The sequence below is a fragment of the Apibacter raozihei genome (genome assembly GCF_004014855.1).
Classification (GTDB): domain Bacteria; phylum Bacteroidota; class Bacteroidia; order Flavobacteriales; family Weeksellaceae; genus Apibacter; species Apibacter raozihei.
The window spans coordinates 3,001,486-3,017,630 of the sequence record NZ_CP034930.1; the positions used below are offsets into that span (position 1 = coordinate 3,001,486).

Genomic DNA, 16,145 nt, shown 5'->3' on the forward strand with positions numbered 1-16,145 from the left:
ACATTTACTTTAAAAGTACTTCTTTGAATTACTTTTAAATTTTAATATTTTCCTTTGTAAAAAACAGCTTTGTATAATTTAAGAGTCTCACAATATTAGGAAGCCTCTTAAATTTTTTAATATTCTTTGAGTAATTTACATGCATATACCTATAAGCTAAGCCAGCTAAAAAATAATCTTACGAATGTTTACTTACTGATATAAATTATAAGATAAAAATATTTCATTTATATGTAGATACGTTGAACATCTGCATCATCACCTTATTTATAGTTATATTTTTTCACTATCTTATTAATCTTTAGTAACTTTGTAAAGTAATGATGCGTGAAGATTTAAAAAAAATTGTTGACGAATTACCCAATCAGCCTGGTGTCTATTATATTTATTCCCTGAATGACCGATTAATTTATATTGGAAAAAGTAACAATATAAAAAAAAGACTTGCTCAACATTTTACATGCACAGATCGAAAGTCTATAAACCTTCAAACATTTGCCTGTCGTGTGAGCTATGAACTTACCGGAAGTGAACTTATTGCTCTGCTTTGGGAATCAGAACAAATAAAAAAATACAAACCTATATATAACAGAGCACAAAGAAACAGTATATTTTATTATGGACTGTATGCAGAAACTACTGCTGAAGGTTATGTTGCTTTAGTCTTAAAAAAAATAAATAATTCTTTTCAGGAAGTTAATTCTTACCCTAGTCTTAAACACGGACGTGAAGATTTATTCCGTATTACTGAAAAATACAATCTCTGTCAAAAAATAAACGGATTATATAAGTCAAAAGCTCAATGTTTCCACTACACTATAAAGGAATGTCTGGGCGCATGTATTTCTAAGGAGCCGGTTATGGAATATAACTTAAGAGTTGAAAAGTATTTGAGTGAGAATTCATTTCCGGAATCTACCTTTTTGCTGCAATTAACAGGAAGAACTACCAATGAAAAAGGGCTCGTCCTTATTGAGAATGGAACTTACAAAGGATTTGGCTTTTGCTCTAAAAAAACCCGAAAAAAGCTGGAAAGTTTTATAGACCCTAAAACAGATACTAAGGACGCACGTAGAATAATTCGTAGTTATTTAAGAAATAATTCCTGTATTTAAATTCTCTTTATGTAATAAAGTAATGGTTTTTAATTAAATTTTCAAGTAAAACACTGACCTATAAATTAATACTCTATTTAACTTTAAATTAGAGAAATAATATTTTAATCTGTTTTTTTATCCATTAATGATTAATTTTAAATCTCAGAATAGTCTCACTCCTTTCAAAACCTTATTTAAAGTAAGCTGCATGTAATTGATTTATCAATTTAATTCTATTTATTTGTGATCTTTACTCTTTCACCCCAATTTTTTACTCTGATTTTATTAAATTAATCAGAAAATATAGGTTCGTCTAAACAATGTGAGCTTCAAAAATTTCATAATTTTTACTTAGTTAAACGCTTTCCTATTAGTTATATCTCTTTATCTTTTATCTCCCCAATATCAATTATACATTTTGTCTAAGAATTCGCTCCTGTAAATCATCTATATTGATAAATACTCATCATAAGTCAAATACAGATTACATTTTACTTTTATTAAAATTCCTTTACAAATATCTATTTTCTTGACTATATTAATAAAACACATTAATTCCTATATGTAAATAAAAAAAAGTAAAAGAACAATTATGTTAAAATATATTTTTAATTATTATTTTTATATTATATTTGTTTAACAAATTCATTTATATAAAGAATTTAACTTTATAATTTATGTCTATAACTAAAAAGACAGATAGAATGGATATTTTTATTGAGGAAGAACAAAATAGTATTCTTGTTCAGGAAAAATGGCAATATCTATGGCACACAAAAGTAACTCCCTGGTTATTGAGTGAAAAAAGGCATTTTCATAAATTAGCCGATTTGCGTATATGGTCTGTCTGGAGCGGGTATTTTAAATTGAAAGTTACCGGTAGTTCCAATTTTGCTACTAAGCATAAGAGCACTTCGTTTACATTGAACTTTGATATTAAATGGGTGTTAAAGAATCCCCACTGGAATGTTACTGTTACCAAAATTGCACCTAATACTTTTGAACAAAGTTATATCAAATGGAATGAAAGAGTTATCCATTTAGATACTGAGGATACTAAATTAAATTTTAAAGGAAAGGTAAATTCTAAATCTTTTTATCAATATCCTATAGCTCATGAGTTTGGACACACAGTTGGAAATTCTTATTTTGCCCTGATCGGCAAAACAGCCATTCATAGCGATGAATACAGCCTCAATAATCTTTTGAACGGCGGATTCAAACTGGATTATTCCAGCATCATGAACATTGGCAACGAACTAAGAAACAGACATTTGGATTATATTCTAATTCAATTGAACAGCATGATACCTAATACCTATTTTATAATTGCTTAATCTATGAAAAAAATTATTCTGTATATATTCATTTTACTGGCTTATTCTTGTAATAAATCACAAACAAAAAATTCTGTTCAGGCAGATCAGAAATCTAATAAAGTAAAAAAATCAGAGATTCCAATGGTCACGAATATATCTTTTGAAAATATTGAAAATCTTAGTATAGAAGAAGCCGTACAAAAATATCCTCCGCTGAGAGATGATACATTTATATTAGGCAAGGAAGAAGGTGCTATAAACGAGTTTAGATCGGGCTTGTTAAACCATTTTAAACAAAAAGATATTGAAAATAAAAATATTTGGATCAGAGAAATTACCTGGAGTGCCAATGAAAAAGATAATTTAACAGTATGGTATCATAAGCAAAATGGCCGATGGAGTTCTATTGCCCATACTACCTATAGCAAGGAAGCCGAGTTTTAACGTTTATTCTACAAAGCTATACGATTATCTATTTTACTTTGTTTAAATAATATCAAACAGTGATTTTAATACAAAATTTTCCCTTACCCTATTTTATAATGCAATAGTTCCTGTTTAATTCATTATTAATATGATTATGAGACTTTTAATAAAGGGAAAGTATTTTAATGTACATTTCTCTTAACTCATATAAAATAATTAATTCTATTATATATTAACATAGTGTTTCAAATAATATCCGGTTTTATTATCTGATAGTTTAATTATATCTTTAGGATATCCTTCAAAAATAATTTTACCTCCGTCGCGTCCGGCTCCGGGACCTACATCTATGAGCCAGTCAGCTTTTGCTATTACATCCAGATTATGTTCAATAATAATTAATGTATTTTTGTTATCGGATAAACGATCAAAAAGCTTCATAAGCTTCGCTATATCTGAACCATGAAGTCCTGTGGTGGGTTCATCAAAAACGTAGCAGTTTCCTTTATTACCCAGTTCATTGGCTAGTTTTAACCGCTGCCTTTCTCCTCCGGAAAGCGTGTTCAATGACTGTCCTAACGTTAAATACTCCAAACCAACCTCATATAATCTCTCTAATGCTGATGTAATCGCAGGTTCGGTAAAAAAACCTAAAGCTTCTTCAACGGATAATCCTAATACCTCAACAATGTTTTTACCATTTAGTAAATAATGTAAAACTTCATTTTTAAACCCACTTCCATTACATGAATCACAGATAACCTCTACAGAGTCCATAAATGCTAAATCAGTGGAAATAATTCCATTTCCTTTACATTCCGGACAGGCTCCTTCAGAAAAATTACTAAATAATGATGCTTTAACTTTATTTTGTTTGGAAAACATCTCTCTGATAGTATCCATAATTCCGGTGTAAGTTGCTGGTGTTGAACGTCTGGATCCTCTTAAAACACTTTGATCAATCATAATTACTTCCGGATTGCGAGAAAGAAAAGCTTTAATTAATGAAGATTTTCCTGATCCTGCTACTCCTGTGATTACTGTAACTACTTCTTCCGGTATTCGTGTTGAAACATCTTTTAAATTGTGAAGATTTACATGGGATAGATCCATATATCCTTTCGGTTTTCGGTATTGAGTTTTTATAGACTTTGGTTCCGATAAATAGTTACCTGTTCGGGTACCGGATTTTAATAACCCCTTTAAACTTCCTTTATAAACAACCTCTCCTCCATTTCTTCCGGCATTTGGCCCCATATCTACAATATGTTCGGCAAGCGCTATCACATCTGGATCATGCTCAACAACTAAAACCGTATTGCCTTTTTCTTTAAGTTCTATCAATAATTTGTTTAATTTATGAACATCACTGGGATGTAAGCCTATACTGGGTTCATCAAAAATATAAATTAGATCGGTAAGACTGCTTCCCAAGTGACGTACCAATTTAATGCGCTGTGATTCTCCTCCTGATAAGGTAGGTGTTATACGATTTAAAGTAAGATAACTTAATCCTATAAGAATCAAATTCTCAAGCATTGGCATTAACTCTTCTAATATCGGCTTTATGACAGGATTTATTTTTATACTTTTTAAAAAATCCAGTAAATCATCAATCTGCAATGAACAACAATCTGCTATGTCTTTTCCTTGTATTTTGCATTTAAGCACTTCCTGACTGAGCCTTTTACCATGGCATAACGGACATTCTCCTTCTACAGCGATTTCATTGAATCTTTCTGCAACTTTTCCGGTTTTCAATCTTCCTTCATTTTTAAAAAAACTTCTTTCAAACCTGGGAAGTAATCCTTCATAAACAGCAGTTTTAGGAAATTTTGGATCCGGGTTTTTAAGCTTCACTTTTTCTGCATATAACAAATTATGCCATTCTTCTTCTGAGTATTCACCCAGCTTCTTGTCTCTATCAAATAAACCGGTATAAGCATACCGTATCCATCTCCATTTTCCAGGTTCAAAAGTTGGAAATTCAATAGCTCCTTCGTTTAATGACTTATCTTTATTAATAATACGTGTTAGATCTATCGTATTTACTTTTCCTAAACCTTCACAACGTGGACACATCCCTTGGGGATTATTGAATGAAAATATATTTGAATAACCTACAAAGGGTTCTCCAACTCTTGAATATAATAATCTTAATAAAGCATATATATCTGTAATAGTACCAACCGTTGAGCGAGAATTACCTTCGATTCGTTTTTGATCTATAACTATAGCTACTGCAAGGTTTTCTATTTTATCAACTTCCGGTTTCGTGTACTTAGCCATCATTCTATGTCGTATATAGCTACTATAAGTTTCGCTTAGCAAACGTTGTGATTCAGTAGCTACAATATCAAAAACTAAAGAAGATTTCCCTGAACCTGATACGCCAGTGAAAGCAGTTATTTTTCCTTTAGGTATTACCAAAGAAATATTTTTCAAATTATTTTCTTTAGCTCCGGATATTATAATATCATGAGTTTCCATAAAATTTTAAATATATATAGATGATGTTAAATTAATTAATTATTGCTGAGCTTAGCCTAATTGATATTTCAATATTTTATTAATGTATTCTTTGTAATATATTAATTTTATAAAATGATACTATCAGAATAGCATAACAACTTTTTCTTATTTACAAAGATCAGGCCTTACCTCTACTCTAATTTTAATTTTTTACGTAATTATTTAATATTAAAATAGTTTTAGTTTAAAATATAAATACAAAAAAACAGGTAAATAAATTTACCTGTTTTTTAACTCTCTATTTATAAATTAAAATGCTGTATTAACAACACCTCCATCTACCCGCAAGGCTGCACCGGTAGTGGCAGAAGCTCTGGGACTGGCAGTATAAACCACCAGATTAGCAACTTCTTCCGGCTGTGCAAATCTTTGTATAATCGAATCCGGTCTTTTCTCCTTTACAAATTCAAAAGATGCTTCTTCAACAGTTATATTTTTCTCTTTTGCTGTTTTTTCCATTCCTTTCAGATTACCCGCAGACCAGGTTGGACCAGGCAAAATGGAATTTACTGTAATCTGTGTACCTCGTAAACTTTTAGCCAATCCCCGGCTAAGGGATAAAAGAGCCGTTTTAGTTACTCCATACAGAATCATATCTTCGGGAATATTTATTGCAGACTCACTGGATATAAATATGATTCTACCCCATTTTTTCTTTTTCATACCTGGTATATAATGCCTTGACAAATGAACCCCGCTCATAACATTAATTTTAAAATCACGCATCCACTCTTCATCAGAGGTTGTCTCAAAAGGTTGTTCACCATAAACACCAACGTTATTTACAAGAATGTCTACCTGATCAACTTTTTTAATAAGAGACTCTATATCTTCATCTTTGGAAAAATCTGCCGCAACTGCATCCACATCAGCATCTGGAACTTCTTTACGAATTTTTTTTAATACTTCTTTTAATTTTTCTTTTTCACGTCCGTTGATAAATACTTTTACTCCTTCTTTCAAAAGTCCTACGGCGGTTGCATATCCTATGCCTGCTGTTGAACCAGTAACCAAGGCTGTTTTTCCTTTTAATTCTAAATCCATTCCGATTGTTTTTTAGGTTTAATGATAGTATATATTCAAAAACCGATCCTTCTACCCTATTTCACCTAACTATTTTCTTTTATTTTTCTGAAAATTAAATTATTAGTAAATTTTAGACACAAAAAAGCCTTGTATTAATACAAGGCTTTTTATTTATTTGATTTATAATATATTAATTCTTTTATTGAGTATCATGAGTGTGTACCCAATCAATTGCCCAGGCAACAGCATTGGCATATAGATAACTGTTATATACTGTACCTCCTACATATGTCTTAGAAGCCGGTATTCCCAGAGGATTCATAGCTGCAGGATACGTAGTTGTATCAGTATTAGTTACAGTACCTGTCATCCATCCGGAATCTCCAAAGAAAACATAAGGTAAGGTAGGGTGCTGTACTCCCCAAACGGTATCATTACCATTATTTTTCGCCAAGATAATTGCATTTGAAGGTAATCCGGAAACATAATCTCCATTATTAACATCATTTCCTCCATATTTTATACTGGCAGCTCCAGCAGAATTTCTTAAATCCATGAAAGGACCATTAAGAATTGGACTGTCTACATCAGTAAACGGATTTAGAAGTGACGGAGATGCGGCTGTAGCCGTTACGGTAGTAGTGCCAAACAAATTGTTCATTATACTCTGAATTCCTGCCTCTCCTGTTTCCTGTGAATGAATCACCGGTTTGTTATTTCTAATCATATCTGTCAGAATAGTTATCGATTGATCATTTGGCAGATAATTATATCCTATAATAACAATATCAATATTATTATTGGTGATTAACGTTTGAAGGGCAGTTCCCTGATTGTAATCACCATTTACAATATTAATCCCATCAACTAATATTTTACTATCAGCAGTAGACCCAAAATTACTTGTGTTTTGTAAAATAGCTCTTGAGGCAATATCACTTGATGCTGTTCCAGGCTGATAAGCTCCCCCACCTAAACCTAAGATGTTTATGGTTCTCATAATTTCTTCTACTTTAACTGCTGCGTCGCAATTCGTTATTTCCATTGTACTATTAGACTTTATTGTAAAGTTTTTAGTCCCCTCGGTAGTAAATGTCCCGGTTGGCGTTAAGTTAACAACCAAAGTCTGTGCAGCTTTTATGGTACCTGTAGCACTAAATGAAACACCATCTATAGTATCCGTATATAAATTATAACTATAACTGTTCCTGTTTGAAGTATTTACCATAGTCACAGAAATATAGTTATTTGAAGTATTAGTATCTTTAGTAACAATATAGCGTCCGTTTACTTTTGTTTTACTACAATCTACCGTTACATAAACCGGAGGCACATTTGATTCTACAGTTATGGTAGGATAACAAGTTTGTTCCTGTCCATTGATTGTTAATTTAAGCGTATCTGTTCCAACATTCTGAGGAGTTCCTCCCGCTTTTAATGCAATTAATTGATCTCCAACCCCAACCATTGGACTGTAATAAGAAAAAGTATACCCATTACTGGATTGAACAATGATATTCAGAGAACCCTGAGAAGTGATTTCTATCGGTAAGTATACAGTATTACCCGAGGTTATTGGATTGCCTTGAATGTATCTTCCAGAATTATTAAATGCTGACTGCCAACTATTACAGGCATCTGTTCCTGTTCTAATTTTAGCAAAATTGGCTGGCGATGCATCTCCACACATTTTTTTCCATTTTTCACCATTATAAAAATTCAGACAGTTATCTGTTATATTATAAGTTAAAAGCCCTTCTACAGGAGTAGTTATCCTTTCCTGTTCTTTTTCTGATAAACGTGAGATAAGTGCTCCGGCAGTTCTTGAATTAACTTCTAAGAGTGAACTGTCTTCTGGAGCATCTGTACCAACTCCTACCTGAGCTGAAAGCTGTATATTTACACAGATTATAAAAGTTAGTACTGTTAGTATATATTTTTTCATTCTGTATTTCAATGTTAAATTTAATAACAAAAATAAATGCATAAAAAGACAGAATTTGAATTCTGTCTTTTATTTGACCTATTAATTATCGTTACGTGTTACATATTTTATTGCCCAAGCTACTGCATTAGCATACAAGTAACTATTATAAACAGTTCCACCCTGATAAGATTTAGATATTGGAACACCCAATGGTTGCATTGCTGAAGGGTAGGTAGTATCACTTGGATTATTAACCAGACCTAACATCCACCCTGAATCTCCAATATATACATAAGGAAGGCTGGCATGTTTAAGCCCCCAAACTGATGTATTTGTGTTATTATATGCTAATATTTCAGCAGTAGATGGTAAATTATTTACATAATATGCATTATTTACATCATTAGCACCATATTTTATATCTGTAGTCCCTGTAGCATTTCTTAAATCCATAAACGGACCGTTTAATATTTCATTGTCCACATTTGTAAACGGATTAACTAATGTCGGTGACGAACCTGTAACCGTAATATTAGAGGTACCGAATATAGAATTTAACATATTTTGTACGCTCACAACCCCGTTTTCCTGTGAATGGATAATTGGCTTATCACTTGTTTTCACTAAATTACTTAAAATAGTTATTGATTCGTCCGTTGGCTGATAATCATATCCAATTATCACAATATCTATACTATTATTTGTAATAAAATTTTGCAATGCCGTACCCTGAGCATAAGCACCGTTAACAATGTTAATACCGTTGACTAAAATTTTACTATTTACATCTATACCGAAATTGGCTGAATTTTCTAATATTGCTCTGGGAGCATATGCACTACTTGCTGAACCTGGTTGATAGGCTCCTCCTCCTAATCCTAAAACATTTACTTTGCGATAAATTTTTTCGAAAATTATAGGAACTGTACAACTTGTTGTTTCAACAGTACTATTGGAATTTATGGTAAAAGTAAAAGAGCCCTGGTCCGTAGGGGTTCCACTAGCCAATAAAGCTATCACTTTAGATTGAGATGCTTCCAGTGTTCCGCTTCCGTCAAAAGACACCCCGTTAATTGCGTCTGAAGAATATACATGATAGTTAACTGATTCAGTGGATGAAGTATTGGTTACTTTAATAGTTATATAATTGTTCCCGTCTACAGCCTGACCTTTAATATATCTTCCGTTAACTGTAGCCGTAGTACAATCTACAGTAAACTCTTTAGGGTCAACATTCGGGCCTACTGTTATAGTTGGTTTACAACTTTGAACTTCTCCGTTAATAGTTATAGTAACTGAATCGGTTCCTTCATTTTTTGGACTACCACTGGGTATTAAATCTATTGTTTGTGATCCAACACCAATTAAAGGATTATAGTATGAAAAATTATACCCGTTAGAAGTAACTGCAGTTACAGTTATAGCTCCCTCACTAACAACATCAATGGTTAGCCTGATAGTGTTATCACCAGTTAAAGGCCTTTGTGCCCGTATTGTAGGTGTACCGTTTGCAACAGGTGGATCCTGGGTATAATCAATGGTCTTAGTTGCAAAATCGAAGTCAGTTTGAGCTTCGGTGCAATCCAAAGCAGATACTTTAGCTAGCTCTGCATCCCCACAAAAACTTTTCCAGTCACTTCCTTTATAAATATTCAGACATTTTTCATTCAAATTGTAGATAATTAATCCTTCTGCCGGATTAGTAATGGCATTCCTCTCTGCAAGCTGCAAACGTGGGAGTAAAACACCTCTATCTCTAGAGTAAATTTCCAGTTGCGCACTTTGATCGGGTAAATCTGTTCCAATTCCTACCTGGGCATTTAAATTTATTCCAAGAAAGAATGTAAACATTAAAAATAATAAAGTCCTTTTCATGTGTTAATACATTTTTGTTTAAATTATAATTTATGAATAATATTATAATTTTAAAAATTATAATATGAGCTTTAATTTTTGATTGACAAATTTCTAAATTTATATTTAAAAAAACAAATTTTACATAATATAACGAGTAAAAATAATCAAATTGAAAAAAAACATATACATTTATTAAATTAATTATAAAAATTATATATAATATAAATATATAGGATTTGAAATTAAATTTTTAATTATTCTTTCATCAATTAACAAATTAATATATATTGGATTAAAAACCATTTATTAAATCATTTATATATAATATTTTTTCACATAAAAACTAGTAAATAAGTCAAATTGATAGATTTACTGACATAATTTAATCAATAAGAAAATATTTTATTTTATTATGAATAAATTTTAAATATTTATACTAATAATTTGATTAAAAAAATTGCACAAAACAAATAGAATAAAAATTTAACAATTAAATCATAATTTTATGCAAAAATAAGACAAAATTCTTACCAAGAATTTATTTAATTAATTTAAAATATAATTGAACTATTAACATTATTTATAAGATTTAATTTCTTTTATAATTTAATAATATTTTGATATAAATCATTTATAATACACTTATTTAGCTAGTGAATAGATTTAAGTATAATAATTTTATTAATAAATAATTATAATAAATAAAAAAACTGCTAAGTATAACTATTTAGCAGATTATGAAATTTTTTAATGTAAAAAAAGTTTGAGACTAGTAACAAAAATTATCAAGAAAATATTTGTGTACCTGATTTGATGAAGTTAATTCCGGATGATAGGAAGTTCCTAAAATATTTTTTTCACTTGCTGCAACAATATTTCCTCCTACTTCAGATAACACTGTGACACTATCTGATAATTCTGAAATATAAGGTGCTCTAATAAATGTCATGGGTATATTTCCTATACCTGTAAATTGCGCTTCTGCAAAAAAACTTCCTAATTGTCTTCCATAGGCATTGCGTTTCACTGTTATATCCATAACGTTTAAAAATGACTCTTGACTACCTTCTATTTTTTTTGCTAAAAGAATAAGTCCTGCACATGTACCAAAGACAGGTAATCCCTCTTTTATTTTAGACTTTAAATCGTCTAACATATCTAAATCATATAATAACTTACCCATAACAGTACTTTCTCCTCCTGGCAAAATAAGTCCATCCATGGATTCTGATAAATCAAATTTATTTCTGATTTCGAAAGAATCTGCCCCTAATTCAGTTAATTTTTTTCTATGCTCAATAAAAGCTCCTTGCAGAGCCAATACTCCTATTTTCATATTATATAATATTTACATAAAAAAATCATCCTGGGAAGTGAAAAATCTTTTTAATCAGATGCAAATGAAACCAAAAAGACAATTACATAAGATAGCTGATACCCTTAAAGAACATCAGAATATCATTTCCCAAAATGATTACAATTTTTTATTTATAATTGGCTAATATTATTTTCCTCTTTCAGCCATTAACAATTCTATTTCAGCTTCATTAATTCCTACCATTGCTTCTCCTAAATCTTCAGAGACTTCAAGTAAAACTTCAGGCTTATTAAAATTAGTAACTGCTTTTACTATAGCTTCAGCTCTTCGTTCAGGATCTCCTGATTTAAAGATACCAGATCCGACAAATACTCCTTCAGCTCCCAACTGCATCATTAAAGCTGCATCTGCAGGGGTAGCAACTCCTCCAGCGGCAAAATTAACAACCGGCAATTTCCCGTTTTCATGAACATATTTAACTAAATCGTAAGGTACTTGCAGTTCCTTAGCTTCATTAAAAAGTTCATCCTCATACATTCCCTGTATTCTTCTTATTCCTTCACTCATTGCTCTAAGGTGACGAACGGCCTGTACTACATCGCCAGTACCAGGTTCTCCTTTAGAACGAATCATGGCAGCACCTTCCTGTATACGTCTTAGAGCCTCACCTAAATTTTTAGCTCCACAAACAAACGGAACTTTAAATTTAGTTTTATTCACATGGTATTTATCATCTGCAGGGGTTAACACTTCGCTTTCGTCTATGTAATCAATTTCCAATGCTTCCAAAATTTGAGCTTCAACAAAATGCCCGATTCTGATCTTTGCCATAACCGGAATGCTTACTGCTGCTTGTATTCCTTTGATCATTTTAGGATCACTCATTCGGGAAACTCCACCTACCGCTCTAATGTCTGCCGGAATTCTTTCTAATGCCATAACTGCAGCAGCACCAGCTGCTTCTGCTATACGCGCCTGCTCTGGAGTTGAAACATCCATAATTACCCCTCCTTTTAACATTTGAGCTAAATTTTTATTTAATTCATACCTGTTTTCTCCCATAGTATAAAAATTTATATTTTTAGATTATACAAAAGTATTATAAAATAAGCTTAAGTTCTCACTAATAACTTCATTTTTTTAGATTTTTTATTTGTGTACCCCCTGATTTTATTAATTAACTTGGTTATAATTTTTAAATTTCCTTAATTTTAGTTAATTACAGGATTTTAATATTAAAATAAAAATGATTATATTTATTATCCTCCATTAATTTAAATAAAAACTACATATAAAAAAATAGTCAAACTTACCTTTCATTCTTAACTTAAAGCAAAATAAAAACAATGATAAGACATCTTTTTTTTATTATTTATTTAGTCTGACAGTAGTAAAAAATTAAAACTCTAATTCGACAATCTATTATTATATAATAATCCGTCTTAGCCATTTTTAAAAATTTTATAATTTATATAAAGAATTATATAACAAGTTATTAAAATATCTGTTTTATATTTTGGTTTTTATTTATAAAAAAAACAAGATGAAGTGCAAAATTTTTGTATTAATTTCGAAAGTAATAATCAGATTATTAAAAGTACATTAATAGGCTAAAAATATTAAATATAGTGTATTTTTGTAATTAAACATAAATAAAATAAAAATATAGTATATGGATAATTCAGAAGATAATCAACTAATTACTCATAAGTTCAAGCAAAAAAACTGGAACGAAATTAAAACTAAAAACAGCTGGATGCTTTTTAAGATAATGGCTGAATTTACGAACGGATTTGAAACTATGACCAAAATAGGTCCATGCGTATCTATTTTCGGATCGGCGCGTTCACTACCAGAAAACCCTTACTACCAAATGGCTGAAGACATTTCCTACAAACTTACTAAGCTAGGATTCGGAATCATTACCGGCGGCGGCCCTGGAATTATGGAAGCGGGAAATAAAGGAGCTCAGGCTGCAGGAGGTAAATCTATAGGACTTAATATTGAATTACCTTTTGAAACTGGAAGTAATGCCTATGTTGATCATAAATTAAGTATGAATTTTACTTATTTTTTTGTCAGAAAAGTTATGTTTTTAAAATATTCCCAAGGATTTATTGTGATGCCCGGAGGTTTTGGTACTATGGATGAACTTTTTGAAGCTCTGACTTTGATTCAAACGAAAAAAACAGGTAAATTTCCAATCATTCTGGTAGGTTCTGAGTATTGGAAAGGCTTACTTGACTGGCTAAGAAATTCTATGTTACAAGATAACTATATTAAAGAACAAGACTTTAGCTTGTTCCGGCTGGTAGATACAGCCGATGAAGCTGTAGAACATATACGTGCTTTCTACGATAAATACAGTATTAAACAAAACTTCTGATTTGAGCATTTGGCATCAAATTTGTCTTTCTTATAACACAGATAAAAATTATCAAATAATGAAAAAAATTATTCTTTCAATTATACCCCTGGCTTTACTTGCCATATTTGCTTTTTATTCCAGTGAATTTTACACCTCTATAACTAAAGTTGAATATGTAAGTAATAATAAAACGTTAAAAATATCTTCTAAAGTAAATGCCGCTCATATTGAACAGGCTGTAGGTAAAAAAACGGATGCCAGCGATTTTGATTCTTCTTTGAGCAAATATCTGCAGAATAATGTAAAAATAAGTGTTAATGATTCTCCAGTAAACTATTCTTTTTCTTCTAAAAATAAAGATGGGAATGTGGTGTGGATTTATTATGAAGTAGCTGGTGTAGATAACATTTCTTCAATTACTATGAAAAATACGCTACTACTTGATAAGTTTCCTGAACAACAGAATTTTACAAACTTTATAATCAACGGTCAGAAAAAATCATTTGTTTGTAAAAAAGGTTCTGAAAGCGGAAAAGTAAATTTTTAATACAATTATACAATAACCTTTAAAAGAATTTTTGATATATGAAAAATTTAATGTTTATAGGAATTTTGAGTATGTTTTTTTTCTACTCTTGTTCCAGCACGAATCCAACAGCTGTAAACAGACCTTCTCAAAGGGATATCAGAGGAACCTGGAATCTTGATAAAGTTACATATTCTGAAACTATGGTTAAGGTTAAAGCCTTTGATGCTTATGACGCTCAGTGTTTAACTAACAGTACGTGGTATTTTATTGCCAATAATAATACGGGTAATTTTACTTTATCCGGAGGAGCAGGCTGCCCAAGCGGAGTACAAAATTTTACCTGGTATGTTGATAAACAAGACATGTTTATTTTAAAACTGTTAAATGAAGGGGATAAAGCGCGTAAAGTTACAACCGGAACTACCTATCTGTTTAAAAATATTTCAGAAAACGAATTCAATCTTAGCCAAGTAATAAGTGGTGTAACCATTACGTACCATTTCACAAAATTAGCTTCAGGAAAATTAAAATAAATAAATAATTAATTAATTAGTAAATAATACATTTTATAAATTATGAAAACAATCTATACAAAATTAACCCTTATTCTGTTATCTGTAAGCGTATTGCTATCTTGTAACGCTAATAACACTCAAAAAGGAGCTGGTATCGGTGCTGTTGCCGGTGGAGTTTTAGGTGCTGTTATCGGTAATAATGTAGGTAATAAAAACAATGCCGCTTTAGGTGCAGTAATAGGTGCAGCTGTGGGAGGTACTACAGGTGGGCTTATTGGGAACAAAATGGATAAACAGGCACGAGAAATTCAGCAAAGTATTCCCGGAGCCAGTGTTGAACGTGTGGGTGAAGGAATTAAAGTGGTTTTAAATGAAAATGCTATCCGATTTGATTTCGATAAAGCAACTTTAACAACCGCAGCTCAGCAAAATCTTGATAAAATTATCACTGTTTTCAAACAATACCCTGATACTAATATCGGTATTTACGGATACACTGATTCAAAGGGTGCTGATCAATACAATTTAAACCTATCTGAAAAAAGAGCACAAAGTGTAGCTTCATATTTAACAGGACACGGAATCAACGCAAGCCGTTTAACTACTAAAGGTTATGGTAAAGCTGATCCTATAGGAGACAATGCTACTGATGCGGGGAGAGCTTTAAACAGAAGAGTTGAATTTTCCATAACAGCTAACGAAAAAATGGTTCGTGAAGCTCAGGAACAAGCAAATAAATAAAAAACGATACCTATTTATAAATAAAAAAGAACAGATAATTATCTGTTCTTTTTTATTTATAAAAGCTTTTCATCTGTAAAATACTGAATTATAGCTTTCTTCATTAATAATGTTTGCTCATTAGGTTTTAGTGAGGGAAGTTCATCTATTAATTCATAATGTGGCCAATTATCTTTATCATATCCATCGAACCTATAATAACCAAAAGGCTCTAGAAGACGACAAACCGCAATATGAATTAAATTCATTTTTTCATCTTTTTTATACTTTTTATATCCTAATCCAACTTCTTGCAAACCTATTAAAAAGATCATTGTATCTAAATCCGGTTTTTCATCACAGGTAAACTTTTCTTTAAAAAATTCTTCTATCTGTCCCCATATCTGTGCTTCATTCATATTAATTATCTGTATTAAATTTTGCCCAAATTTAAAATAATTTTAATTAAACTACCGGTAAATCACAGGTTAAATTCTTTTTAATATAAACT

Annotated in this window: 14 protein-coding genes; 7 read left to right on the forward strand and 7 right to left on the reverse strand. The window is 31.0% G+C overall.

All coding sequences use genetic code 11. The annotated features are described in order from the left end of the window. Nucleotides 1-320: 320 nt before the first annotated feature. From EOV51_RS13345 to EOV51_RS13355, 3 genes are all read left to right on the forward strand, one after another. Nucleotides 321-1,115, forward strand: coding sequence for a GIY-YIG nuclease family protein (locus EOV51_RS13345; protein ID WP_128153029.1), 795 nt, complete (start codon nucleotides 321-323; stop codon nucleotides 1,113-1,115). Nucleotides 1,116-1,774: 659 nt separating this feature from the next. Then, entirely contained in the window at nucleotides 1,775-2,434 is a 660-nt protein-coding gene (locus EOV51_RS13350; protein WP_128153030.1) for a hypothetical protein, read from the forward strand. Nucleotides 2,435-2,437: 3 nt separating this feature from the next. Then, complete coding sequence (locus EOV51_RS13355; RefSeq protein WP_128153031.1) at nucleotides 2,438-2,860, forward strand: hypothetical protein; 423 nt, start codon at nucleotides 2,438-2,440, stop codon at nucleotides 2,858-2,860. Between the two features lie 207 nt (nucleotides 2,861-3,067). Here EOV51_RS13355 and EOV51_RS13360 read toward each other — a convergent pair whose 3' ends face one another. The 6 genes from EOV51_RS13360 to pdxS all read right to left on the reverse strand — a co-directional run bounded on the left by EOV51_RS13360 (nucleotide 3,068) and on the right by pdxS (nucleotide 12,564). Further along, complete coding sequence (locus EOV51_RS13360) at nucleotides 3,068-5,332, reverse strand: ATP-binding cassette domain-containing protein (protein ID WP_128153032.1); 2,265 nt, start codon at nucleotides 5,330-5,332, stop codon at nucleotides 3,068-3,070. 291 nt (nucleotides 5,333-5,623) lie between these two features. Beyond that, nucleotides 5,624-6,418: an SDR family NAD(P)-dependent oxidoreductase gene (locus EOV51_RS13365; protein ID WP_128153033.1), complete on the reverse strand. Its 795-nt coding sequence runs from the start codon at nucleotides 6,416-6,418 to the stop codon at nucleotides 5,624-5,626. 181 nt (nucleotides 6,419-6,599) lie between these two features. Beyond that, nucleotides 6,600-8,345 (reverse strand): hypothetical protein, encoded by a 1,746-nt coding sequence (locus EOV51_RS13370; protein WP_128153034.1) that lies wholly within the window; start codon nucleotides 8,343-8,345, stop codon nucleotides 6,600-6,602. A gap of 81 nt (nucleotides 8,346-8,426) precedes the next feature. Then, complete coding sequence (locus EOV51_RS13375; RefSeq protein ID WP_128153035.1) at nucleotides 8,427-10,202, reverse strand: hypothetical protein; 1,776 nt, start codon at nucleotides 10,200-10,202, stop codon at nucleotides 8,427-8,429. A 751-nt stretch (nucleotides 10,203-10,953) separates the two neighbouring features. Further along, complete coding sequence (pdxT, locus tag EOV51_RS13380) at nucleotides 10,954-11,520, reverse strand: pyridoxal 5'-phosphate synthase glutaminase subunit PdxT (RefSeq protein WP_128153036.1); 567 nt, start codon at nucleotides 11,518-11,520, stop codon at nucleotides 10,954-10,956. Nucleotides 11,521-11,688: 168 nt separating this feature from the next. Continuing rightward, nucleotides 11,689-12,564: a pyridoxal 5'-phosphate synthase lyase subunit PdxS gene (gene pdxS, locus EOV51_RS13385; RefSeq protein ID WP_128153037.1), complete on the reverse strand. Its 876-nt coding sequence runs from the start codon at nucleotides 12,562-12,564 to the stop codon at nucleotides 11,689-11,691. A 610-nt stretch (nucleotides 12,565-13,174) separates the two neighbouring features. Between pdxS and EOV51_RS13390 the strand changes: the two genes are divergently transcribed. From EOV51_RS13390 to EOV51_RS13405, 4 genes are read left to right on the forward strand one after another with little or no spacing between them, the layout of a single operon-like run. Further along, a complete protein-coding gene (locus EOV51_RS13390; RefSeq protein ID WP_128153038.1) occupies nucleotides 13,175-13,888 on the forward strand; it encodes an LOG family protein in 714 nt (237 codons plus the stop codon). Between the two features lie 58 nt (nucleotides 13,889-13,946). After that, on the forward strand, nucleotides 13,947-14,417 hold the full coding sequence (locus EOV51_RS13395; RefSeq protein WP_128153039.1) for a DUF6702 family protein: 471 nt from the start codon (nucleotides 13,947-13,949) through the stop codon (nucleotides 14,415-14,417). Between the two features lie 38 nt (nucleotides 14,418-14,455). Beyond that, nucleotides 14,456-14,932, forward strand: a complete 477-nt coding sequence (locus tag EOV51_RS13400; protein WP_128153040.1) for a lipocalin family protein — start codon at nucleotides 14,456-14,458, stop codon at nucleotides 14,930-14,932. 42 nt (nucleotides 14,933-14,974) lie between these two features. Next, a complete protein-coding gene (locus EOV51_RS13405) occupies nucleotides 14,975-15,655 on the forward strand; it encodes an OmpA family protein (RefSeq protein WP_128153041.1) in 681 nt (226 codons plus the stop codon). 56 nt (nucleotides 15,656-15,711) lie between these two features. Here EOV51_RS13405 and EOV51_RS13410 read toward each other — a convergent pair whose 3' ends face one another. Next, the gene (locus tag EOV51_RS13410) at nucleotides 15,712-16,053 is read right to left on the reverse strand and encodes a hypothetical protein (RefSeq protein WP_128153042.1); all 342 of its coding nucleotides are present in this window, start codon (nucleotides 16,051-16,053) and stop codon (nucleotides 15,712-15,714) included. Nucleotides 16,054-16,145: the final 92 nt, after the last annotated feature.

Coding starts and splice junctions, on each gene's coding strand:
- pdxT (WP_128153036.1), bottom strand. CDS start 11,520: ATGAAAATAGGAGTATTGGCTCTGCAAGGAGCTTTTATTGAGCATAGA.
- EOV51_RS13360 (WP_128153032.1), bottom strand. CDS start 5,332: ATGGAAACTCATGATATTATAATATCCGGAGCTAAAGAAAATAATTTG.
- EOV51_RS13375 (WP_128153035.1), bottom strand. CDS start 10,202: ATGAAAAGGACTTTATTATTTTTAATGTTTACATTCTTTCTTGGAATA.
- pdxS (WP_128153037.1), bottom strand. CDS start 12,564: ATGGGAGAAAACAGGTATGAATTAAATAAAAATTTAGCTCAAATGTTA.
- EOV51_RS13365 (WP_128153033.1), bottom strand. CDS start 6,418: ATGGATTTAGAATTAAAAGGAAAAACAGCCTTGGTTACTGGTTCAACA.
- EOV51_RS13370 (WP_128153034.1), bottom strand. CDS start 8,345: ATGAAAAAATATATACTAACAGTACTAACTTTTATAATCTGTGTAAAT.
- EOV51_RS13400 (WP_128153040.1), top strand. CDS start 14,456: ATGAAAAATTTAATGTTTATAGGAATTTTGAGTATGTTTTTTTTCTAC.
- EOV51_RS13345 (WP_128153029.1), top strand. CDS start 321: ATGATGCGTGAAGATTTAAAAAAAATTGTTGACGAATTACCCAATCAG.
- EOV51_RS13410 (WP_128153042.1), bottom strand. CDS start 16,053: ATGAATGAAGCACAGATATGGGGACAGATAGAAGAATTTTTTAAAGAA.
- EOV51_RS13395 (WP_128153039.1), top strand. CDS start 13,947: ATGAAAAAAATTATTCTTTCAATTATACCCCTGGCTTTACTTGCCATA.
- EOV51_RS13350 (WP_128153030.1), top strand. CDS start 1,775: ATGTCTATAACTAAAAAGACAGATAGAATGGATATTTTTATTGAGGAA.
- EOV51_RS13390 (WP_128153038.1), top strand. CDS start 13,175: ATGGATAATTCAGAAGATAATCAACTAATTACTCATAAGTTCAAGCAA.
- EOV51_RS13355 (WP_128153031.1), top strand. CDS start 2,438: ATGAAAAAAATTATTCTGTATATATTCATTTTACTGGCTTATTCTTGT.
- EOV51_RS13405 (WP_128153041.1), top strand. CDS start 14,975: ATGAAAACAATCTATACAAAATTAACCCTTATTCTGTTATCTGTAAGC.